Origin of the sequence: Paenibacillus qinlingensis (genome assembly GCF_013204845.1) — a bacterium.
Taxonomy (GTDB): domain Bacteria; phylum Bacillota; class Bacilli; order Paenibacillales; family NBRC-103111; genus Paenibacillus_E; species Paenibacillus_E qinlingensis.
Window position 1 is genome coordinate 82,091 of the sequence record NZ_JABMKY010000016.1, and the last position, 24,033, is coordinate 106,123.

Genomic DNA, 24,033 nt, shown 5'->3' on the forward strand with positions numbered 1-24,033 from the left:
TCAAGGATGGCATTTAACGTAGATTGGGAATCGTTTCTTTCCGCGCATGATGTGGTTCAGCCAGATCTTAAGTATCACGGCGGTTATTCCGAAGCAACGGAAGAGCATAAGCGCCAAAGTACACGAAAGGAATGGGGAGAGGGAGCTTTCATTGGAAATGGGATGATCGGGGCCATGATTCTGAAGGACTCGCCTCAGGATTTGGCGTGGGAACTGGGAAGGAATGATGTTGTTGCGCATAACCATTTGACCGGAATCGATTGGTCCGTACCCCGTGTTCCAATTGGTGATATGCTACTGAGGCCAAAAGGCAAGATAAAGGAAGAAACCATGCGGTTGTCGTTATGGCATGCAGAAGCAACGGGAGCGATGACGACTGATCAAGGAACTCTCGAATGGCGCTCTATAGCCCATGCTCAGATGGATTGTCTGATAATTGAATGGAAATCAACCGGAAGCGAAGGAGCGGTAGTGGGATTTCGCCCCCGCCATGGCGTGAGTCCGAGGTTGGAGTTGGTCCCACACAATCTGTCGCGCAAGTATCTTCCTCCGCCCCCAATGCAGCTTCATCAGCAAGGCACACAGGTAAGCATTCAAACCTTTGTTAAAGTAGAGGAAGACGACACTGTTATATCCGAGGGAGCCTGCGTCGTGGCTTGGAAAGAGATTAACTTCAGTGATTCCCATGGTGTTGTATACGTAAGCATCACAAACTCCTATTATGACGAAAGTGCAATAGATGAGGCCCTTAGGACGATTGACTCTGTAACAAGGCTTTCCTTAGAAAACGTTATCGAAACGCATAGAGCCTGGTGGCATGAATATTACCCAGCGAGTTTTATCTCCCTGCCTGATAAGTATTGGGAAGGGATGTATTGGATTCAGATGTACAAGTTGGCAAGCGCCGTTCGTGAAGATTCACCGGTGCTGGATAATCAGGGACCATGGCTTACGAATACAGGTTGGCCGGGAACTTGGTGGAATTTAAACGTACAGTTGTCTTATCTTTCGGTCTATAAAGCAAATCGGCTGTCAATCGGCGAGTCATTAATCGGTAATTTGGAACGATATCACGAAAATTTACGCCAGAACGCTATACCCATCGGATTAGATGACGGAGCGTATATCGAAAGGCAATCCAGCGTTAATTTAGTATCACCATGTCTGAAACCTAATTTTGAATATGGAAATTTACCATGGGCATTGCATAATGTGTGGAGGCACTACCGTTCCACTATGGACGAAGCATTCCTTAGGGAGCGACTGTATCCACTGCTGCGAGCCAGTATGAATGTGTATTTGCACATCTGCTTTAGGGGTGAGGATGGCTATCTTCATTTGCCCAAAACAGCTTCGCCCGAGTATCCGGGACCGGAAAGCGGCACGGCTTATCCAACGGAGGACGCCAATTACGATTTGGCTTTATTCCGTTGGGGTTGTCAGGCATTAGTGGAGGCTAATGATCGGTTGCGTCTTGGTGATCCGCTAGAGGACCGTTGGAAGGAAGTGCTTCAAGATCTGGCACCCTATCCAATTGACCACAATGGTTTCAAGGTAGGCAAAGATGTGCCCTTTGCAGTATCTCATCGGCATTATTCCCATCTCTTGATGTTTTTCCCTCTGCATCTTGTTCACGTTGATCAGACGGAATATTCGGATGTGATTAAGAAAACGATCTCTCACTGGATTCGTTTAATGGGAGGGCTACAAGGCTATTCCTACACAGGTGCGGCCTGCATGGCAGCTACACTGGGTGACGGTAACCAAACACTGGCTTACTTAAATGAATTCCGGCGTTTTTTGTATCCGAATACCATGTATTCCGAGATGTATCCGGTGATCGAAACCCCGTTGTCTAGTGCAGAATGCATCCATTACATGGTTATGCAGTGTTGGGGCGATACGATCCGCATTTTTCCTGCCGTACCTGATGAATGGAAGGAAATATCCTTTGGGAAGCTATTGGCGGAAGGCGCTTTTGAAGTGTCTGGTCAATGGAAGAAGAGCAAGACGGAATATGTTGGTATTAAAAGTCTTGCTGGCGCTCCATTGAGGATCATGCCGAATTTACTTGGACCGCTGGAAGCGACCGGAGAACGGAATTTCTCCATTACGGAAGTGTCACCGGGTGTGTATGATATTGATTTGAAGCTGGGGGAATCCATACTTCTTTATACGGGAAGCCGCCCTGAGGAGATCGGCATTGGTCCGGTTTCCAGTCTCTAAGAATTTGAGGATACTTGAAGGGAGGTGAGGGAGCAGCATTTGTGTGAAAAAGTGAACCTTACCTGATGATAGACATAGCGTCATTAGGTGAACTGCCAGTAGTGTCGAATGTTCATGCGAAAGAGGAGTCGTTTTGGAATGAAAATTTTTGAAAGCGTTAACAAAATTTGTAATTCAATATGTAAAGGGGAATGATTCATGTATTCTGCCAAAAAATTAGTCACTATTTTCGCTACAATCGTTATCATGCTGTCTTTCGTAGGAGCAATACCTAAAGCCGCTATGGCTGCGGGTACTATTTATTATGTGGATTCTTCGAGATCGGATGACAGCGGAGATGGAAAGAGCACAGCGACTGCTTGGAAAAGTTTGACCAAGGTTAATGCGACAACATTCGCAGCTGGCGACCAGATCCTGTTCAAATCGGGCGGTACTTGGACCGGCCAGCTATATCCGAAGGGTTCAGGTGTGTCTGGCAGTCCAATCATTATTTCCAGCTACGGCAGTGGAAGTAAACCGCTCATTAATGGGAACGGGCTTACGATGAATGCGGATGGCAGCGGAGGCTCGGCTGTCTATTTGTACAATCAAGAGTACTGGGAAATTAAGAACCTAGAAGTGACGAATAAGGGCGCAACCGCTGCCAAACGCTTAGGTGTCAATGTGGTTGCCTCGGATTATGGGACGGCCAATTACATTCATATTTCCAATCTTACCGTGCACGATGTGAATGGGATTAATACGGATAAGAAAAACGGCGGCATTGCTGTGCAGGCATTAGGAACCTCCTTATCGACGAAGTGGAACGACGTGCGCATCGAAGGAAATACCGTGTACACCGTGGATTCAACGGGTATTCAGACGCACTCCCGCTGGATGAACCGAGGTGGCATGGTTGATTCTGGACCATGGTCAGGTTTCACTAATGTACTTATTCAGTACAATACGGTTTACGATATCGGGCGTGATGGCATTCTGGTTAGAGTAAGTTCGGCACCCGTTATCCAGTACAATGTCGTTCATCATGCTAATATGCGTTCTGGTGCTGAGGGGGTCGCCATCTGGCCGTTCAATACAGACGATGCGCTAGTGCAATACAACGAAGCGTACAGCACGCATGGGAGTCTGGACGGACAAGGATTTGACTCCGATTATGACTCCAATCGAACGATCATTCAATATAACTATAGCCATGACAACGAAGGCGGTTTCGTTCTCATTTGCAATAACGGCACAAGTAATTTCAACAATGGCACGATAGTGCGATATAACATCAGTCAGAACGATGGTACCCGTATTTTTCAATTGGCAGGTCCTGTCACCAATACGAGCATTTATAACAATACGATCTATATTGGTGCGGGAGCGGGCACGAATATTTTATTAATTAACGATTGGGGGGGATATGCGAGCAATACATCTTTTAAAAATAATATTATCTATAACCTAGGCAGCGGCGGATATATCATGGGAAGCAGTACGAATACGGTCTTTGATTCTAATGTTTTTTATGGCAATCATCCTAGTTCTGAGCCAAGCGATGCGAACAAGCTTACGACGAATCCGCTTCTAGTTAGTCCTGGAACGGGAACGAGTCTTACTGGCGTGGATGGCTACAAGCTGCAGAATGGTTCACCAGCCATCGACAGCGGTGTTGCGATTAGCAGCAACGGTGGTAAGGATTATTGGGGCAGTGCAGTACCGGCAAACAGTGTTCCAGATCGTGGTGCCTACGAAGGTGCAGGCATTGGTTCCCCTCCAGTGGTTACTGTGTTTAGTGATAATTTTGAAAGTGGTTCCAGTAGCTGGACGACAAGCGGAGGTACGTGGAGCGTAATCACAGACGGAAGTAAAGTATTCAATCAGTCCTTGGCCACTGGTGAAGCTCTTGCCTTTGCGGGGAGTGCATGGACGAACTATACCTATTCCTCGAAAGTAAAGCTAAATAATGCTTATGCCAACGCAGGACTGCTATTCCGTGTCACAGATGCGAACAATTACTATATGCTGCGAATCAACAACAGTACGAATTCCCTTGATTTATATAAAAAGGTAAGCGGGACGTTGACCTTGCTATCGAGTGCTTCGTTCAGCTCTACGATTAGCACGTGGTACGACCTCAAAGTGAAGATAACCGGGAGCAATATCCTCGGTTCGGTGAACGGTACGCAGCTGATTAACTACACGAATGGAACATCGGAGCTGAGTACAGGCAAAATCGGTTACCGGATGGCTTCCTCGACAGCTAGCTTTGATGATGCTGTGGTTACACAGTAAAATGAATGGCTGCGTTTTGCTCCCAAACACATAGTTGCATTCCTACGTTATCCTGACTAGTATATCCTTAATGACTAGTTCATATTGGAAGGGGTTAAAAGGGATGCGAATAGGTGTTATAGCAGATACGCACTTATCCTACCGTGCCACGAAGCTGCCCGATGCGCTTGTAGCGGGGCTACAGGGTGTCGATCTTATCATTCATGCAGGAGATTGGGTGAGTGAGCATATCATCGAACTTGTCGAGCAGATTGCACCATGTGAGTCCGTAGCTGGCAATAACGACGGTGATGACATTGTGGAGAGGTTTGGGAAGAAGAAACTATTAACCTTCGGTAATTTCCGCATTGGACTTATTCATGGAGATGGCTTCCGGAAAACGACTGAGGAAAGAGCACGTGAGGCGTTCGAGGCTGAGCGGCCTGATATGGTGATCTTCGGACACTCACACATCCCGTTTCTTCAAAATATCCAAGGGACAATTATGTTCAATCCTGGTTCGCCTACGGATAAAAGAAGACAGCCTCGCTACTCGTATGGCATTCTCCAATTAGGGGAGCAATGGAAGGCGGAGCATCTCTTCTTTGATTCCAAAGCGTAGTCGACTGTGAACCAACTAATCACAAGTAAAACAAATAGGGCTATCCGCAAAGTAGATCATTCTACTTGAGGCTAGCCTTGTTTGTTTTACTATAATCTCTAGGCGTCAAAGGAAAGGTGGAAGTACTATTGGGTTTAAACTGGACGGAATTAGCAGGATAGGGAACGTATGTACGCTATTCATTCCATTGTCGTCACATATAGCGTTTTTCTGCATAATAAGGTCCTGTCGTTCCCTTTCAATGTCCATTTGCCTGATGTAGACAGGAATAGTGTATCCTCGTTCCCTTCATCCTAGATGGCGTTATGAAACTGGTGTATGAACCAGTCCCTATTCGCTGTTGCTACCGCACATACCACTCGCCGGACACCCAATCCGTCGATTTCCACTTCAGCACATCAGGATTCGCCAGGTGCATAATCTCCTTAAGGAAATCGAGCTGCTCAAGATCGGTCATCGGCTTGAAGCTTTTCGCTATGGCCAGATTCTGCTCCAGTTGCTCCATAGACTCCATACCTACGATGGCTGTAGAAATCGGCAAAGACAATGTGTAGCGCAAAGCTTTCTCATACCAAGGTGCCAATTTGCCGAGTGCCATGACTTTCATGCCGATTACTGCGATTCCCTTCTCATTAGCTTTGGGCAGGAACTCATGAGCGAAGCTATAAACAAGGTGATCAGCAGCGGAAAGAGCGACAAGTGCGCTATCGAACGGATAGCGGTCAATCGCTTCCAGCTGGACCTGAGGATTCGTATGACCACTGATCGAGATATGCTTGATCATGCCTTGTTCCTTCGCTTCAAGCAAAGCTTCGAGTGCGCCTCCTTTGGCAAAACACTGATCGAGCTCTTCCATTTTCATAATGTTATGTAGACGCCACTCCTCCACGTGATCCGTCTGCAGACGTTTCAAGCTGTCTTCGAGAAGTCGCAAAGAACCGTCCCGTGTTCGGTCATTGGTCTTGGTTGCAATCCAAACCTCGTCCCTGCGCTGATGGAGGGCTAGTGCTTTACCTAACCGTTCTTCCGATTGCCCTTTCGAATAGCTAGGAGCTGTGTCGTAGTAGGTAATTCCCTCATCAATGGCACGATTCACAATTTGAATCGCCTGTTCTTCTGTGCAGTTATGCTCGTCTACAATACGTTGGGCACCAAAGCTTAATAGTGGGAAATGTGCTCCCGTCCGGCCAAAAGGTCTTTTCTCCATTCCAATCATTCCTCCTACAATGGCAAACTGAAGTTATTATGTCCTATCGTTCCCACATTGGATACCAAGACATACCAATTTTATCATATTGGTTGAATTTCGAAGAGAGCGAATTAAGAAGGAATCTAATGCATGTCCATATAATTTAATTGAGAAGAGGTTCTTCGTCAGGATTCGACCTAATTGGTTCGAAATGATGAACAAATGGGTCTTTGGGCCTAATATTTTCGCGAAAAAGGATTGTAGTAATACGTAAATAAACTTATTATGAATATAGGGCTCAATTATTGTCGAAAGCTTGGTCAAACAAGTTGAAATACATAAATCGATTACTTGAAGAGGTGCATGAATAATGGAGAAATCATCAATTATTGGGATCGTACTCGCTGCTGTTTCTATTGGATTTGGGATGGTACTTAAGGGAGCAAGTTTAGCGGCTTTATTAAATCCTGCAGCTGCTTTAATTATTTTCGGTGGAACAGCTTCTGCACTGTTCATAGCTTTCTCACTCGAAGAGATCAAGAAAATTCCGGTCTTATTAAAAATCATTTTTACTGAACAGAAACTAATGCCCAAAAAAGAATTGATCGAAACGTTCATTAACTGGGTGAGCATTACGCGTCGTGAGGGGCTGCTTTCTTTGGAGAAGCAAGCTGAGGAGCTTTCGGATCCTTTTATGAAAAGTGGTATGCGACTGATTATCGATGGGAATGACCCTGACTTCGTACGCGATGTTCTACTTGAAGATATTGCCGAGATGGAAACGAGACATAAGAAATTTGCAAGTATTTTTACACAAGCAGGTACATATGCGCCTACATTAGGGGTACTTGGTGCTGTTGTAGGGCTTATCGCAGCACTAGGTAATTTAAGTGAAGTGGAGAAATTGGGTCACTTGATTTCAGCTGCTTTCGTTGCTACCATGTTCGGTATTTTCCTGGGCTATGTTATTTTTCACCCTTTTGCCAATAAACTTAAGCAGAAGTCCAAGAAAGAGGTTGAAATTAAGCTGATGGTCGTAGAAGGCTTACTTTCCATCCAATCTGGTGTGTCTGCCAATTCCGTGAAGCAGAAGATGATGATTTTTGTTGCTAACAAAGATCGTGAGTCCTATGAACAAAGCATGGAGGGGGGGGCATCCGGACAGTGAGTAAAAAAAAGAAGCATGAGGATCATGAAGAACATGTCGATGAATCCTGGCTGATTCCCTATGCGGATTTGTTGACTCTACTACTGGCCCTTTTTATTATTCTATTTGCCTCAAGTCAATTGGACTCTAAGAAATACGACTCCATTATGCGATCGTTAAATAATGCTTTCACGGGTGGCGAAGCTCCCTTCGCCATGTCGAACTTAATCCCAATTGATGATGCAGCAAGCTCGACAAAAAATAATTTTAAAAACCAGAATCCACCTTCCAAAGATGAGAATAAAATCGAGAGTCAGCTAGCTGCGAAGCTTCAGAAGGAAGAGAAAGATCTGGAAGAACTGAAGAAAAGTATGGACGCGTTCATTAAAGAGAATAACATGAGTGAACAGTTGACAACGAAGTTGGATAATGAAAAATTGACGATTACCATTAGCGATCGAGCACTGTTCGATTCGGGATCTGCGACGATCAAGCCAGATTCTCAGAACTTGGCCACATCGATGTCGAATCTACTGGGACAATATCCTGGCTATCAGGTTGAAGTCGCTGGACATACGGATAACATACCGATTCACCGAGCGGATTTTGAAACGAATTGGGATTTAAGTGCCAAGCGCGCCGTGAACTTTATGAAATTGCTGCTCGTCAACACCAAGATTCAGCCAGCGTCGTATTCCTCAGTTGGCTATGGCGAGTATCGCCCCATTGCTGAGAATGCGACAACCGATGGCCGAGCCAAGAATCGCCGAGTTGAAGTGAGTATCCTCCGCAACATTAAATCAACGGATGAGATTGCGAAATAAATGGTTTGCGAAAATGAAAAGAGCTAAGCGGCTTATTAAGCGCTTAGCTCTTTTAGTTTTTGGGATTCGCTGCCGTGTGCAGTCTTACTTGGCCCCGACCAATTCTTTCTTTTCTTGAAGAGGCTCCTTTTCTTTGAGTTCCTTCTGCTGCTGCACGTCACGCTGCTGCTCGAATACGGACTCTACATTTAATTCCTGTTCAATCGCTGCGATTTGTTCCACAATTTGTTCCACGATTGGATCTTCAGCAGCAGGGGTTCCAACGATCTCATCCACCGGATTGACTTCTGCAATTTGAAACTTGCTGATTTCTGCAAAAAGCTGCTGAGCCAGCTCAAGAATATCATCAGACTCTTCGGCAATACGGCGGATCGAAGCGTCCTGTTGGATGCTGGTCGAGTTCACCTCTTCAACACCTGCAGCTGTTTCTTGTGCAATAGCGGCAACGAATTGGACGGAATCGACCAAGCGATCGTTTTTCGATTGAGCTTGCTCGATTTTTTGGTGAATCTGCACAATCTGCTCACGGATGACTAACGTTGATTGCTCAATTCTGCTGAAGGAGCCGAACGTCTCCTCCACACGGCTGCTCTGCGCTAGCGCAGATTCACGCGCATCGCCTAGTGAGATCTGCAGTTCCTGAATCTGTCCCTGCAGCGTCCCGATGATACCGCTGATCGTCTTCGACGATCCGTTCGTTTGCAGGGACAGCTCGCGCACTTCGTCCGCGATCACGGAGAAGCCGCGGCCGTGCACGCCGGCTCGGGCTGCTTCAATCGCGGCATTCAACGCAAGGACATTCGTCTGCGTTGAAATCTCCATGATCGAGCGCACGATGGCGCCGATCTGCTTGGAGCTGGCGCTGAGTGTCTGCATTGCAGCGTCAACCTTTTGCAGCAGGAGCTGCGACTGTGCAGTCGATGTTTTGAGCGCCTGCACGGACGCAGTACCTTGCTGAGTATCGATAGCAGCCTCGTCGCTGCTGCGTTTCATTTCATGGGTATACGCGCTGATATCGCGGATTTCATCTTCAAGCTCGGCAATGAGCAATGAGCTGCTCTCTGTTTTCATTGCTTGTTCATCCGCGCCTGTCGATATCTCGTGGATCGCTTTAAGGATATCTGAGTTAGCTGAAGCCGTCAGCTGTGAGAAACGATGAAATTCATGAGAATGGGCAGATAGGGAAGAAGCAATGCCCTTCGTTGCGCCAAGCATGAGCCTAACCTGTTTAATCATTTGGTCGAAGCTATTACTTAATTGGCCAAGCTCATCTTTAGCAGAGGAATTAATGGTATGCGTCAAATCACCAGAAGCAATGCGAGCGACGGCTTTTTGCAAAACGGAGATCGGACGCGTGAACGATGTAATAATGAGAAATGCAATAATCAAAGTCAGAAAAAATACAAGTGCTGAAGCAACCAACATGATCGTTCGGCTATTATTGAGTGCTTTGGAGGAGTCAGCAATTGCAGCTGCAGCACCGTCTGCATAGGTTATGTAAAATTTATCGACTAGTCCAAAAATGTTATCCTTCAATTCTTGCGATTCACTATATAAGTACAACAGATTAATCTGAAGATCGGTTGGCTTGATGTTGGGGTCCTGAACCATTTTAGCTGCGGAATCAAAATTGTTTATGTAATCAACCGACGCTTGGATTAATTGGCTTCGCCACTTTTGCTGATCAGGAGTACTGGCGGTATCGCCTATCTTCTTAATAGAGTCGTTGTATGGCTTTCGTTTACTATTGTATTTCTCAATAAATTCTGGCTTTTTCGAAATCTCAAGGCCAGAAGCGATGATATTCATCTCCTGAACTAAATTCTTTAGCTCTAATGCCATTACTTTAAGATCTACCTTATCGTTCTGGTCGATCATATGCTGCTTGATTTGAGTCACCTGATGAAGATTGAACAGAGCAACGGTCAAGAAAATTAGCAGAACACCGCTGAAGCTTGTGATTAATTTTGCACGCATAGAGAAGTTTGACATCATCAATCTAATCATATGTATTCCTCCTATAAATAGACAAGCTTAGACATTCTTCGTCTAATTACTTATTAATATAGGGGACTTCTATTAACTAAAGCGTCGAACTATGTAAACGATTTGTAAATTAAAAGTTTTACATTACGTTAACGTTTCGTGGGTTTGTAATTTACATTCGCTTGTTACCATATGGAAGTAAGGTCGTTCGACACACAAGTAGATGGGGATCGAACATAACCAAATCCAGCACATACATTCAAAGGAGGACATGTTAACTATGTTTAACTTCATGTCGAAAAAAGGAATTACATTTACACTATCCGCGGTATTAATGATGGGGACTTTGGTTGGTTGCGGCGCTAAAACAGAGACAAACAACGCAGCAGCAACAACAGCAGCAACGACTGCAGCTTCAGCTTCAGCTAAACCGACGGATGCTCCGAAAACAGAGTTGAGTGGCACAGTAACAGCTTCCGGTTCCAGCGCACTTCTTCCATTGGTAAAACAAGCAGCAACAGAATTTATGGAAAAGAACCCGAAAGTAACTATTAACGTTACTGCTGGTGGTTCAGGTACAGGAATTAAAAACGTAGCAGACGGAACTTCCGACATCGGTAACTCCGACGTAGAGCCTGCTGCTGAATATAAAGATAAAGGCCTTGTAGATCACCAAGTAGCTATCGCACCTTTTGCATTGATCGTGAACAAAGACGTAAAAGTGGATAACGTAACGAAACAACAAGCAGCAGACATCTACACAGGTAAAATCACGAACTGGAAAGAAGTTGGCGGCAATGACGCGAAAATCGTTCTTGTTCACCGTCCAGATAGCTCAGGTTCCCGTACACTAGTTAAACAAATTATTTTGGATGGCAAAGAATTCACGAAAGACGGTATCACGCAAGAAAACAGTGGCGCTATGAAAACAGCTGTTGTTGGTCAATCCGGATCCATTGGTTATGTTGACACACCGTATATCGATGACACAGTAAAAGCGTTGAAACTTGATGGCGTAGCTTTCTCCGAAGAAAACATCAAGAACGGTACGTACAAATTGTTCGGTGTTGAGCACATGTATACAAAAGGTGAAGCGACAGGCGCTGCTAAAGCATTCATCGACTACATTTCCACAAAAGAATTCCAAGGTAAGCAAGTTCGCGAATTGAAGTTCTTACCAGCTGATTTGTTGAAAAAATAAGATATCCCATATCCCACATCAAGAGCGTCTGCATATTCATGCGGCGCTCTTTTTTCTGTGCATGGGCTGCGTAAAAGCAAGAGTTAGTCGATTATATCGACTAACTGCCCGCGCGAGTCCGCGGAAATGTCCGAGTTAGTCGATAATATCGACTAACTGCCCGCGCAAGGCCGTGGAAGTGTCCGAGTTAGTCGATCATATCGACTAACTGCCCCTGCGAGGCCGCGGAAGTGCCCGAGGTAGTCGATCATATCGACTAACTGCTCGCGCAAGGCCGCGGAAATGTCCGCCAAAATCCGCGCGGACACGCAAAACTTTTACATTCCCTTAACAAATCATTTACGATCCAATGACATTCGTATTCTATGATAATAGTAAGTCTTGTGTACTGTAGAGAAAGGGGAATCACCCAGTGAATTCCATAGTAGATCAACTTACCAGCAATGTGAAATCAGATGCAAGTCGCCCTGTTATCACCAAATGGACTCAAAATCAGCATCGGCAAGATAGAATGATGAGGTGGGTGTTTGTCGGCAGTGCTGCTCTAGTTTCTGCAATTATATTCTCAATCATCATTTTCGTAGGCATGCAGGGAATCAAAACTTTTCAAGGTGTGAGTCCTCTCGAATTTTTCTTCTCTACCGATTGGACGCCTGGTCAAAATAAATTCGGCGCGTTTCCGTTTCTTTACAGCACGTTGCTAATGACGCTAGTTGCTGTCGTTATTTCCGTTCCGCTCGCTTTATCTGGTGCCTTGTTTATGGCCAAAATCGCACCGAAATGGATGCGTGAGATCATGCGTCCTGCGACAGATTTGTTCGTCGGAATTCCATCAGTCGTCTATGGATTGATCGGGATGACCGTCATTGTGCCTGCATTAGGTAAAATAACAGGTGGCATCGGGTATGGTATTTTGCCAGCGGCGATCATTCTAGCCATCATGATTCTCCCTACTATTCTGTCCATTTCGGAAGATGCGATTCGCTCGCTTCCCGGCCGCTTGGAAGAAGCCTCATTGGCACTGGGCGCAACAAGATGGCAAACGATGTGGCGTGTACTCTTGCCAGCAGCGAGACCTGGAATTCTAACAGCTATCATCCTTGGGATGGGCCGCGCGATTGGCGAAACGATGGCTGTATTCATGGTCATCGGGAACTCACCGCAAATGCCCAAATCGCTTCTCGATTCAACGACAGTGTTAACAACAGCCATCGTTAAAGATATGGGGAATACGAATTATGGCTCAACCTGGAATAACGCGCTCTACTTGATGGCTTTGCTCCTACTTGTCATCTCCTTATCCCTCATTCTCATTATTCGTATTGTAGCCAAGAGGAGTGAACTCAAATGACAAGTAAATCAACAGATCGCATCGCAACCATCTATTTCTGGACATCAGGCATCGTTATTATCGGGATACTCGCATGGTTTCTCGTTCGCATACTAGGTGATGGCATACCTCACCTCTCCTGGCATTTCATCTTCGGTAAACCGGAAGAAATCAAAGCTGGCGGCGGGGTAGGACCACAACTTTTCAACTCTTTCTATGTCTTGTTCTTGTCACTGGTGATTTCGATTCCTATCGGCTTATTTTCAGGTATCTACTTAGCCATATATGCTCAAAAGAATTGGTTCACTGACCTCGTCCGTATTTCCGTCGAGGCATTATCTTCCGTACCATCTATCGTGTTTGGTCTTTTCGGATTTCTACTATTCGCCAATTTGCTAGGGCTCAAATTTTCATTAATTGGTGGCGCGGCTACCGTGGCCTTGCTCAATCTACCCGTCATGGTGCGGGTAACGGAGGAAGCCATTCGGACAGTGCCTGACTCTTATTGGGAAGCTAGCTTGGCGCTAGGCTCAACGAAATGGCAGGCTATTCGTAAAGTGCTCATTCCAGCCGCTTTACCAAGCTTGATTACAGGAATTACACTGATCGCTGGTCGTGCGCTTGGGGAATCTGCGATTCTCATTTACACAGCTGGCTTGTCCGTATCACGCTTTTTCCCAGATTTCAATCCGCTCAAAATGGGAGAGACTCTCTCCGTTCATCTCTGGTACATCGGTGCAGAATCACTTGTCCCTGATGCGAAAGAGATTGCCAAGGGCAGTGCAGCGTTACTCTTAATCGTTGTCTTGATCTTCAATCTGCTGGTATCGATACCAAGTCGAATCTTACAAAAAAGACTTTCCGGGGGGAAATAACATATGGCTATCGCGACGAAGTATAAAATTAAAGCAGAGAAATTGAATTTATTTTATGGCGAAAACCAAGCACTTCACGATATTGATTTGAATATCGAAACAGGATCTATCGCCGCGCTAATCGGTCCTTCGGGTTGTGGGAAATCCACGTTCCTTCGTACGTTGAATCGAATGAATGATCTCATTGATAATGTGCGGATCACAGGGAATGTAGCCGTGGACGGACACAATATTTATGGCTCGGATTCCGATGTTGTTTCATTGCGTAAACGTGTGGGGATGGTATTCCAACGTCCGAATCCATTCCCAATGAGCATCTACGATAACATCGCCTACGGTCCGCGGATTCATGGGATCAAGAAGAAGGCTGTGTTAGATGAAATTGTAGAACGCAGTCTCGTACAAGCTGCACTTTGGGACGAAGTCAAGGATCGACTGAATAAGTCTGCAATGGGATTATCCGGTGGACAACAGCAACGTTTATGTATCGCACGACTACTAGCGGTAGAGCCAGATGTACTTCTGATGGATGAGCCGACATCGGCGTTGGATCCTATATCAACGTTGAAGGTAGAAGAATTAACACAAACGTTAAAAGAGAAATATACGATTATCATCGTGACACACAACATGCAACAAGCAGCGAGAATTTCAGATAGAACCTCTTTCTTCCTGAACGGTTATTTAGTCGAAACCGACCAAACCGATAAGATCTTCACGAATCCAAATGATCAACGTACAGAAGATTACATTACCGGACGTTTCGGTTAAAACACATAAAGGGAGAGATACACATGGATGCAAGACCAGGGTTTCATCAGTCGTTGGCACTACTGCAGAAGGAATTACAGCAAATGGGAGAAAGTGTGGAGGATTTAATTTACACGTCCGTAGAGTCCCTTGCCAAGCTGGATGAGAAAGCCGCACAGCAAGTCATCCAGAAAGACGATCTCATTGATGACTATTTAACGACTATTGATGAGCTATGCCTACGCTTAATTGCTCTTCAACAACCCATGGCTAGTGATCTGCGAATTATTGGTACGGCGCTGAAGATTGCGACTGACTTGGAACGTATCGCAGATCATGCAGTCGATATTGCGAAGATAACGATTCGTTTTGCAGGTGAAGAGCTCGTGAAGCCACTAGAAGTCATTCCGCAAATGGCTGAAATTGCTATCGAGATGTTGCACGAGAGCCTTCTTTCCTATACGGAACGCGATGTACATAGGGCGGCATCGTTGGCCGAGAAGGATGACCGTGTAGACAAGCTGTACAGCACAGTGATGCAGGAACTGATGGGGATGATGGGAACGGATTATAACCGGAATCGTCAATTGACCCACCTGTTATTCGTTGCACACTTCTTGGAGCGTGTAGCTGATCATACGACGAATATTGGTGAAGGCGTCATCTACATGGTTACGGGAAAACGGAAAGATCTGAACGTATAAGTGACATAAGAAGGGCCATCACCAAAAGTAGATCCGATCTACTTCTGGAGATGGCCCTTATTTCATTTGGAGTGAAGCGGAAAGCGAATGAAGAAGGTTGTCCCATTCGGACTGGAACTTACTTCAATTGTAGCGTGATGCCTGGCAGCAATACTATAGCAAATAGCTAAGCCAAGTCCAGTACCTTCATCCTTCGTCGTAAAGAAGGGACGACCTAGCTTCTCCAAATGCTCTGTCTTAATACCACTGCCTTGGTCAGCAATTAGGAGAACAACGTGTTCAGGCTCCTGATAGGTTTCGATCGATAGCGTTCCACCTATGTTCATGGCTTCAAGACCATTCATACACATGTTCAGAATAAGCTGTCGCATTTCTTTGTCGTCAAGCTGGATCTCCGGACAATTGCCGAATTGGCCATTCACATGCTTGCCTGACATGACGGCTTCGGCTTGAATCAGAGGCAGTAAGCTTTCAATGATCCGGTTAATACTCTCGGGGCGTTGATAGGATTGCTTATTTTTGGCAAGGGAAAGATATTCCGTAATAATATCGTTAGCCCTGTCCAATTCTTCCAACATGATGGGGATGTACTCTTTTTGCATATGGCGATCATTTTCTTGAAAGAGTTGAAGGAAGCCACGGATGGTCGTCATCGGATTCCGAATTTCATGGGCAATCCCTGCGGCCATTTCACCGACTAGGTTTAATTGAGCAAGTCGTGCCATTTCGGTCTCAAATCGAAGACTTTCCGTAATATCAACGGCCACATGCAGCAAGCAATTTTCATCCTCGATATCAATGATCTCTGTGGATAGGAGCGCAGTCCGAATGTCGCCAGATTTGGTAACATAACGAACTTTCTCATTCCGGACAATATCACCGTAGTTAGCTGAATTATTAAGATCGTCACGCAACAAATTCAAGGCTGTGCCAATAACCTCGTCTCCATAGCCTGTATGCTGCTTCCAGCTTTCATTAACATCCAGATAAGTGAGATCAGGAAGTCGGCGGATGGCCATTAATGATGGTGAAAGAATGAACATTTTTTTGAAATGTTCCTGAGAGTTCATAAGCTTTTCATGGGCATCGACGAGCTCTGACGTACGTTCTTCAACCCAATTCTCGAGAAGTAAGTTTTGCTCTATTAATTTTTCCTCAGCTTCTGCCAGTTTGCGGTTCGTTTCTTCTAGATCTAATGTGCGTTTATGTAAAAGCTCGCTTTGAGCTTTCAGCTTCTGATGGTTCAGATGCATATTAACGAAGCCATCCACCTTCATGCGCAGCATTTTGGGATGCACAGGTTTAAATAAGTAATCAATTGAACCCACATGATAGCCACGCAAAACATGCTCGATTGAGGTGCTCAATGCTGTTAAGAAAATAATCGGAATATCTTGACAGGCTTTTCGTTGCTTTATTAATTCAACGGTTTCAAAACCGCTAAGTCCTGGCATCTGTACATCCATCAAAATAACCGCAATATGATCCGCAGGTTCTTTTAATAAATAACGAAGCGCTTCTTCCCCGGATTGTAAAGAAATAACGTCATAGGAAGAAGAGGCTAGAATGCTATTCAGAGCCAGCAAGTTTTCATAGCGATCGTCTACCGCCAAGATCTTTACTTGTTGTTCCATCGGTCGTCCTTTCCGCACGAGATCTGCTTTACGCACCTGCAATCCATATCTCTCCTTTTCGAGGAAAAAGTGTAATTCCCTCTTTTTTTCCGAAAGTCTTTACACACATTTTACATATGGTTAATCTTACCTATCATTTGATTTGATAGACTTAGGATACATGCAGAAATAGATGAGGATGATGGACATGCTTACTCAGTCAGACGTCGCGATAGAGTTTCATAAATTGCTAGAAGAACAACGTATTTCTTCCGTTTATCAACCGATTGTTTCCTTGCAAGATGGACAAGTGATGGGGTATGAAGCTTTAACTCGCGGTCCGGTGGATGGACCTTTTCATTCGCCACTCGCGATGTTTCAGTATGCGGAGCAGCAAGGTGAGTTATATCGTTTAGAGCGGCTAGCGCGTGAGAAGGCTATACAAGGCTCTATTCTGGAACACGGACAGCAATTGTTATTTATTAATATCTCATCACACGTGTTAGAGGATCCTGGCTTTATTCCTGGTAAAACGCTTGAGATTTTGCAGAAGTATGGACTTCGTCCGAGCAATGTCGTGTTTGAGATTACGGAAAGAAGCTCGATCGAGGACTTCACGTTGGCTAAGAAAATTCTAGCCCATTATCGGACACAGGGTTATCGTATTGCGATTGATGACGCGGGGGCAGGATATTCATCACTCCAAGCGATTGCCGAGCTTCAGCCTGATTTTATTAAAATCGATCGTTCATTGATTGAAAATATTCATTTGAATAAAGTGAAAGCTTATATTCTCGAAACCTTCGTTACCTTTGCTCAGAAAATGAACATATCGTTAATCGCTGAGGGCATTGAACAAGTCGAGGAGCTAGCTAAACTAACTCAAATGGGTGTGCATTATGCGCAAGGTTTTTTACTCGGGAAACCTTCTACATCCATTGCAACTGTTCAAGATACACATAAAATGACCATTTGGCAGCATCGCAACGTACAAGGAGGCACTATGACTTGGCAAATTGGCGAGCTGAAAACTCCCGTTGGTGTGTTCCATACGAAAGTACAAATATCGGAAATCGCGGAGTTTTTCAAAAAAAATCAAGAAGCTGTCGGGGTTGTCATTGTGTATGATGATGAGCCGCGCGGACTTGTGATGCGAGATCGCTTATTCCAGCATTTGGCTGGGCAATATGCCTACTCTTTGTACTGGAATCGAACGATTGATAGCGTGATGGATGCTTCACCCTTAATCGTTGATGAATTAACGCCTGTGGAGCACGTGTCCCAGCTCGCAACTTCACGTGCGATTCATCATTTATACGACCTTGTCATCATTACAAGTCAGGGGAAAATGGCGGGCTCAGCATCCATAAGAACGATATTAGAGAGTATTACGAATGTGAAAATGGAATCAGCTCGCGTTGCGAATCCACTAACAGGTCTTCCGGGGAATTTGCAAATAAATCGGGAATTGAACAAACGAATAACGGCGAGAGTGCCTTTCCATGTCATCTACGCTGATTTGGATTATTTTAAATGGTACAATGATCGCTTTGGTTTTCAAAAAGGGGATCAATTAATCCAGTATATGGCGGACTTAATGCAGCAAGCGATTGCTTCTTATGGAACGCCAAGTGATTTTGTCGGACATGTCGGCGGAGATGATTTCATAGCGATATCCACCTCATTATCCCCGAAACTCTTATGTCAAGAAATCATTGGCAGGTTCGAAACGGGTGTACGTATGTTCTATGAAGGCGAAGATTGGGAGTATGTGGTAGATCGGGGTGGCAAACAAGTGAAAAGCGAAGGGGTCACGGTGTCCTTATCCTTAGTCATCTGCAGCTGTGAGTCCCCTATTTCACTTGACTATATTTCTCAAACAGCGGCTCAGCTCAAAAAGAAAGCAAAGGCGCATCAAGGCAGTATTTATTGTTTTCAAACGATTGGATAACCTCTGTGGGGAGTGTTTCAGAACGTATAGATCAATTGTTTGAACGAACGAACGATAATCACTTTCTGCTTCCCGATTCGCCTCTCTGAAATTTTCTTAATATTGGCTGGGTGAATCCAGACCGCATCCATCCCAGTAGAAGCTGCGCCAACCACATCATTGCGCCACGAATTCCCAACCATCACACTCTGGCCTGCAGCCGTGTTCATCGTTTTCAGGGCTTGCTCAAAAATCGCGGGATGCGGCTTTCGTGGGCCATCATTCTCCGTTGTAAATAGGCGTTCCTGATCGAACCAAGAGGTTAACTTCATTTTCTCCAAATTCCGTTGTAGTCGATTCCGATTGCCATTGCTGATAATGGCCAGCTTATATTGACGTGACAGCACCTCTAACGTGTCTTCTACCCCTGGGAATAATGCGACGAAATTGTCCTCTTTCTCTTCGATTTGATGGAAAAAGGTTCGTGTGAACGCCGTACTCACTCCTATAGGAAAAGGATGGAGTGCTTTGATTAAACAAATATGCCGCAGCTCGTCGGGCGAGATAGGGCTTCGGATAGGTGTTTTGCGATGGCGGCTCCACTCGGACTTATAGCTAAGCAGTGCCTCTTGCGCGGTCAGTTTCGAATCCTCTGTTTCCCACCGTGCCGTGAAATCCTGCATAACTTCAAGAAAAGCGGAGTCGAAGCATTGTCTGCGATCAAGGATCGTGTTGTTCATATCAAAAAATATAACCTTTTTACGTGTGGGTGAGAAAAAAGGACTCATACGGAGAACCTCCTTCTGAAGACCTGACCGTCCTAACTTGTAAAATTGCGGCTCCTTACATGTTTATGTAGGGAACCGTTTTTTTATTTTAATTTCGTATGCTATGATGAAGGAAGTATGTCTAAAATTGGGGTGGAACTTATGGATAAGCTTATAATTATTGATGGAAACTCAATCGCGTTTCGTGCTTTCTATGCCTTACCGTTGCTGAGTAATTCAAGCGGTTTACATACCAATGCGGTATATGGCTTTACGACCATGCTGCTGAAATTGATTGAAGAAGAAAAACCAACCCATTTTCTTGTTGCATTTGACGCGGGGAAAATTACGTTCCGACATAAAGAATATACCGAGTACAAAGGCGGTCGTGCGAAAACGCCGACAGAGCTTTCTGAACAATTTCCTTTAATTAAAGAATTACTGAAGGCTTTCAAAATTCCGCAATTCGAGCTATCGGGCTATGAGGCGGATGATATTATCGGTACGTTAACAAAAGAAGCCGACGCGAGAGGGGAGAAGGTTCTCCTCGTATCAGGGGATAAAGATATGCTCCAACTCGCTTCGGATCAAGTAACTGTTGCGATTACCCGTAAGGGAATCAGCGAAATGGATCGCTTCGATCCTGAGGCCATTAAAGAGAAATACGGGCTGACGCCGAATCAAATCATCGATTTGAAAGGTCTCATGGGCGATACATCGGATAATATTCCGGGAATTCCCGGCGTAGGTGAGAAGACGGCGCTTAAAATGCTGCATGACTTTGGCACTGTCGAAGAAGTGTTGGCGAACACAGCAAGTCTAAAAGGCAAAATGAAAGAAAAAGTGGAAGAGCATGCCAAGAGTGCCCTCATGAGCAAAGAGCTGGCTACGATTTATCGTGAAGTTCCGATGGAAACAGCGTGGGAATCGTTCCGTTATGATGGGTTCGATGGACAAGCGTTATCCAGTATGTTTCGCAAGCTAGAGTTCAAATCATTACTAGAGAAGCTGGATTTTGGTACAGTCAGCGTGGAGGCCGAAGATCTCGTTGTCGAGAGTCTGGAAGCTGTTGCGGTTACAGAAGCTAATATGGGTGAGTTGATTGCCAAATTGGACGACCATGCCGCAATCCATGTGGAAGCGGTTGGTGAGAATCCGCATCAAGCTGTAATGGTTGGGGTAGTATGGTTTATCGATGATGGTGCTGACAACACCTCCTATTATGTGCCATTTGCCCTGCTGCAAAGCGATGCAGGCAAACCGCTTCGTGATTGGCTTAGCGATGCGTCCAAGAAGAAGCAGCTCTTCGACCTGCACCGCGCGCAGTTGGCGTTGGCTTGGCAGGGCATCCACCTGGCAGGGGTGGATTTCGACGTGCTGCTGGCCGCTTACCTCCTCGATCCGACGGAGTCGAATCTCAGCTTGAGCGGCCTGTCGGTGAAGTACGGTCTGCCATCTGTGAAGGCAGACGAGGATGTGTTCGGCAAAGGCGCGAAGTTTCGCCTGCCGGAACTCGCTGCGCTTAGCGACCACGTGGGTCGCAAAGCAATGGCAATGGCGCGCATGGTTCCCGTGCTGCGCGATGAATTAGAGAAGAGTGAGATGCATCAACTCTTCTACGAGCTTGAACTGCCTCTCTCCGGCGTTCTCGCGGAGATGGAGATGCGCGGCATCGCCGTGGATGCCGAGGGGCTTAAAACGCTCGGCGTGGAGCTTGGCAAGCAGCTGGACACGATCATGTCCAGCATTTACAAGCTCGCCGGCGTCGAGTTCAACATCAACTCACCGAAGCAGCTCGGTGAGGTTCTGTTCGAGAAGCTGGGACTGCCAGCTTCCAAGAAGACCAAGACCGGCTACTCGACAGATGCCGAGGTGCTGGAACGTCTTGCGCCCTACAACGAAGTTGTCGGGCAGATCCTGCACTACCGCTCGCTTGCGAAGCTGCAGTCGACGTACGTCGAGGGGCTGCTCAAAGAGGTGCGGCCTGAGACCGGTAAGGTGCACACCTATTACCGTCAGACGATTGCCGCGACGGGACGTCTCAGCAGCCAATTCCCGAACCTCCAGAACATTCCGATTCGTCTGGAGGAAGGCCGCAAGATCCGCAAAGTCTTCGTTCCATCCGAACCTGGATGGTACATTCTTGCTGCGGATTACTCCCAGATCGAGCTGCGCGTGCTAGCGCACATCTCGCAGGATGAGAAGCTGAAGGAAGCGTTCCTTCAGAATATGGACATTCACACGAAGACGGCGATGGACGTCTTCGGCGTGGAAGAAAGCGCCGTTGACGGCAATATGCGCCGTCAAGCGAAAGCCGTTAACTTCGGAATCGTTTACGGAATCAGCGACTACGGCTTGTCTCAGAACTTAGATATTACCCGCCGGGAAGCCGCGCAGTTCATTGAACAGTATTTCGCGGTATTCCAAGGGGTTCGCCGATATATGGATGATATCGTCAAGGATGCGCGTCGTGACGGATATGTAACTACGTTGCTTCAGCGTCGACGCTTATTGCCTGAAATTACACATTCGAACTTTAATATACGTTCCTTCGCCGAACGTACTGCGATGAATACACCGATCCAAGGGACAGCGGCAGATATCATCAAGCTTGCCATGGTTCAAATGGCTGATCGCTTAGTGAAAGAAGGGCTGAAGAGCCGTATGCTGCTTCAAGTACACGATGAGCTTGTGTTTGAAGTGCCAGCTGATGAGCTGGAAACGATGAAGGGCCTCGTGCCTGAAGTCATGGCAGCTGCACTGAAGCTGGACGTGCCTTTACGTGCTGACGTTGATTTCGGTCTCACTTGGTATGATGCGAAGTAACAGGGGGCAAGCGGCACGAACTGCCGCTCCCAACATCTAGAAGGAGGTGAACACCTTGCCTGAGCTACCCGAGGTCGAAACCGTCAAACGAACTTTAAACGAATTAATTACAGGGAAAACGATTGCCCATGTTGTGGTTAGACTGCCTCGTATTATCCAAAAGCCTGACGATATCCAGCAGTTTGAAACGCTGCTGCAAGGACAGACCGTTGAAACGATTGAACGAAGAGGGAAGTTTCTGCGCTTCGTGCTCACAGATTATGTGATGGTTTCCCATTTGCGTATGGAAGGCCGCTATGGCTTGTACGCAGGTGAGGATTCCCTCGAACCGCATACCCATGTTTTGTTCCGCTTTACGGATGAGAGTGAGCTGCGGTACAAGGATGTGCGACAATTCGGCACGATGCATCTGTTCCCGAAGGGTGATGAACTTACGCAGCCGCCGCTGGTGAAGCTCGGTATGGAGCCGCTTGATGAGGCGTTTACCCTCGAAGCATTTCGCGAAGCGATTGGCCATCGATCTACGAAGATCAAGCCGCTATTGCTCAATCAAGCATATATCGTGGGCATCGGGAATATTTATGTAGACGAGTCCCTCTTCTTGGCGGGAATCCATCCCGAACGGGAAGCTTCCTCACTCAGTAAGCGTGAACTTGGTTTGTTGCACGAGGCGATTATTCGCACCCTTCAAGATTCCGTTGAAGTAGGCGGATCATCCATTAAATCCTATGTGAATGGACAAGGAGAAATCGGCCTTTTCCAGCATCAATTGAACATTTATGGCAGACAATCACAGCCGTGCAAAACATGCGGTCAGGAGATTGTGAAGACGGTCGTGGGAGGCAGAGGGACACACATATGTCTCACTTGTCAACCTTTGAAGCCCAAGCGGTCACGAAAGAAGTCGGAGAAATAGGCACGAGAAGCGTACCCTCCCCATATGATATGGAGTACTTAGCCTAGGTAACAGCCCATGTGGCCTGCTATTCAGGTAAAACGCTTAGGAGGGTTTGTATGCTTCCTGTCATATCTCTGCTTATTTTGGCATTTGCCGTTTCTTTGGACGGTTTCGGTGTTGGTGTGATGTATGGATTACGCAAAATCCGAATACCACTTATCTCTATTGGAATTATATCGCTATGGTCTGGTATCATTATATTTACTTCCATGCAGATCGGCGTTTTGATGTCTTCCTTCATGTCACCAGGGGTTGCCAAGCGAATTGGGGCAATCATACTAATCGGTATTGGCGTGTGGGCTCTTGTTCAAATGAGGCAAGGGCAGAAAAACCAAACGCAACAAGAACAAACAGCTGCTACGGTTGATCAAGCGATGGTTAGCAGCATGCCCTACGAAGAGATCCGCAACTCTGGTTACGTGGAGCCCGTGACGTTCGATACGTTGCAGCGGACCAAAGAGATTCTTAGTATTGAGTTGAAACGTTTTGGGCTTGTGATTCAAATCCTACGAACGCCATCTATTGCGGACGTAGATAAGTCAGGCAATATTTCAGCTTCTGAGGCAACATTGCTCGGCTTAGCGCTCTCTTTGGATGCTTTCGGAGCGGGAATTGGCGCTGCACTTATCGGTTTCGTGCCGCTGTTAACGGCTTCTGTCATTTCGATTTCAAGCGGATCCTTACTTGCTGTCGGCTTGCGGATTGGTTTTCGGTATGCAGAAATGAACTGGATGAAGAAGCTGTCTATTCTCCCAGGATGTGTACTTATTGTCATGGGGCTTTTGAAAATGCTATAGTTCACTAACAATGAACCTTTAGGAGAGAATTG

The 24,033-nt window shown here is 46.0% G+C and carries 18 protein-coding genes; 14 read left to right on the top strand and 4 right to left on the bottom strand.

All coding sequences use genetic code 11. The features are described 5' to 3' along the window. Positions 1 to 6: 6 nt before the first annotated feature. The 3 genes from HQN88_RS24670 to HQN88_RS24680 all read left to right on the top strand — a co-directional run bounded on the left by HQN88_RS24670 (position 7) and on the right by HQN88_RS24680 (position 5,104). Positions 7 to 2,226, top strand: a complete 2,220-nt coding sequence (locus tag HQN88_RS24670; RefSeq protein WP_173117501.1) for a glycosyl hydrolase family 95 catalytic domain-containing protein — start codon at positions 7 to 9, stop codon at positions 2,224 to 2,226. Between the two features lie 198 nt (positions 2,227 to 2,424). After that, positions 2,425 to 4,503 carry a 3-keto-alpha-glucoside-1,2-lyase-like domain-containing protein gene (locus HQN88_RS24675; protein WP_173117503.1) on the top strand — a complete coding sequence of 693 codons (2,079 nt, stop codon included), beginning with the start codon at positions 2,425 to 2,427 and terminating at the stop codon, positions 4,501 to 4,503. A gap of 103 nt (positions 4,504 to 4,606) precedes the next feature. Continuing rightward, the gene (locus HQN88_RS24680; protein WP_173117505.1) at positions 4,607 to 5,104 is read left to right on the top strand and encodes a metallophosphoesterase family protein; all 498 of its coding nucleotides are present in this window, start codon (positions 4,607 to 4,609) and stop codon (positions 5,102 to 5,104) included. Positions 5,105 to 5,447: 343 nt separating this feature from the next. Here the strand turns inward: HQN88_RS24680 and HQN88_RS24685 are convergent, their stop codons facing one another. Then, a complete protein-coding gene (locus tag HQN88_RS24685) occupies positions 5,448 to 6,311 on the bottom strand; it encodes an aldo/keto reductase (RefSeq protein WP_173117507.1) in 864 nt (287 codons plus the stop codon). Between the two features lie 352 nt (positions 6,312 to 6,663). Here HQN88_RS24685 and motA point away from each other — a divergent pair, with 352 nt between their 5' ends. Next, positions 6,664 to 7,461 carry a flagellar motor stator protein MotA gene (gene motA, locus HQN88_RS24690; protein ID WP_173117509.1) on the top strand — a complete coding sequence of 266 codons (798 nt, stop codon included), beginning with the start codon at positions 6,664 to 6,666 and terminating at the stop codon, positions 7,459 to 7,461. Next, positions 7,458 to 8,264: a flagellar motor protein MotB gene (gene motB / locus HQN88_RS24695; protein WP_173117511.1), complete on the top strand. Its 807-nt coding sequence runs from the start codon at positions 7,458 to 7,460 to the stop codon at positions 8,262 to 8,264. Before motA ends, motB begins: the two co-directional genes overlap by 4 nt. An 84-nt stretch (positions 8,265 to 8,348) precedes the next feature. Here the strand turns inward: motB and HQN88_RS24700 are convergent, their stop codons facing one another. Further along, positions 8,349 to 10,271 (bottom strand): methyl-accepting chemotaxis protein, encoded by a 1,923-nt coding sequence (locus tag HQN88_RS24700; protein WP_173117513.1) that lies wholly within the window; start codon positions 10,269 to 10,271, stop codon positions 8,349 to 8,351. 259 nt (positions 10,272 to 10,530) lie between these two features. Here HQN88_RS24700 and HQN88_RS24705 point away from each other — a divergent pair, with 259 nt between their 5' ends. From HQN88_RS24705 to phoU, 5 genes are all read left to right on the top strand, one after another. Further along, positions 10,531 to 11,451 (top strand): phosphate ABC transporter substrate-binding protein, encoded by a 921-nt coding sequence (locus tag HQN88_RS24705; RefSeq protein WP_173117515.1) that lies wholly within the window; start codon positions 10,531 to 10,533, stop codon positions 11,449 to 11,451. Positions 11,452 to 11,863: 412 nt separating this feature from the next. After that, positions 11,864 to 12,802, top strand: coding sequence for a phosphate ABC transporter permease subunit PstC (gene pstC / locus HQN88_RS24710; RefSeq protein WP_173117517.1), 939 nt, complete (start codon positions 11,864 to 11,866; stop codon positions 12,800 to 12,802). Next, entirely contained in the window at positions 12,799 to 13,656 is an 858-nt protein-coding gene (gene pstA / locus HQN88_RS24715) for a phosphate ABC transporter permease PstA (protein WP_056616691.1), read from the top strand. The genes pstC and pstA overlap by 4 nt, the downstream gene beginning before the upstream one ends. Before the next feature lie 3 nt (positions 13,657 to 13,659). After that, entirely contained in the window at positions 13,660 to 14,427 is a 768-nt protein-coding gene (pstB, locus tag HQN88_RS24720) for a phosphate ABC transporter ATP-binding protein PstB (protein WP_173117519.1), read from the top strand. Positions 14,428 to 14,450: 23 nt separating this feature from the next. Beyond that, entirely contained in the window at positions 14,451 to 15,110 is a 660-nt protein-coding gene (gene phoU, locus HQN88_RS24725) for a phosphate signaling complex protein PhoU (protein ID WP_173117521.1), read from the top strand. A 62-nt stretch (positions 15,111 to 15,172) separates the two neighbouring features. Here the strand turns inward: phoU and HQN88_RS24730 are convergent, their stop codons facing one another. Then, positions 15,173 to 16,780 (bottom strand): response regulator, encoded by a 1,608-nt coding sequence (locus HQN88_RS24730; protein WP_274319474.1) that lies wholly within the window; start codon positions 16,778 to 16,780, stop codon positions 15,173 to 15,175. 151 nt (positions 16,781 to 16,931) lie between these two features. Here HQN88_RS24730 and HQN88_RS24735 point away from each other — a divergent pair, with 151 nt between their 5' ends. Further along, on the top strand, positions 16,932 to 18,674 hold the full coding sequence (locus tag HQN88_RS24735; protein WP_173117523.1) for a GGDEF domain-containing protein: 1,743 nt from the start codon (positions 16,932 to 16,934) through the stop codon (positions 18,672 to 18,674). Positions 18,675 to 18,691: 17 nt separating this feature from the next. Here HQN88_RS24735 and HQN88_RS24740 read toward each other — a convergent pair whose 3' ends face one another. Next, positions 18,692 to 19,441: an HAD family hydrolase gene (locus HQN88_RS24740; RefSeq protein ID WP_173117525.1), complete on the bottom strand. Its 750-nt coding sequence runs from the start codon at positions 19,439 to 19,441 to the stop codon at positions 18,692 to 18,694. 141 nt (positions 19,442 to 19,582) lie between these two features. Here HQN88_RS24740 and polA point away from each other — a divergent pair, with 141 nt between their 5' ends. The 3 genes from polA (at position 19,583) to HQN88_RS24755 (ending at position 24,001) form a co-directional block, all read left to right on the top strand. After that, positions 19,583 to 22,246 carry a DNA polymerase I gene (polA, locus tag HQN88_RS24745; RefSeq protein WP_173117527.1) on the top strand — a complete coding sequence of 888 codons (2,664 nt, stop codon included), beginning with the start codon at positions 19,583 to 19,585 and terminating at the stop codon, positions 22,244 to 22,246. Positions 22,247 to 22,301: 55 nt separating this feature from the next. Further along, on the top strand, positions 22,302 to 23,162 hold the full coding sequence (mutM, locus tag HQN88_RS24750; RefSeq protein ID WP_173117529.1) for a DNA-formamidopyrimidine glycosylase: 861 nt from the start codon (positions 22,302 to 22,304) through the stop codon (positions 23,160 to 23,162). A gap of 98 nt (positions 23,163 to 23,260) precedes the next feature. After that, complete coding sequence (locus HQN88_RS24755) at positions 23,261 to 24,001, top strand: MntP/YtaF family protein (RefSeq protein ID WP_173117531.1); 741 nt, start codon at positions 23,261 to 23,263, stop codon at positions 23,999 to 24,001. Positions 24,002 to 24,033: the final 32 nt, after the last annotated feature.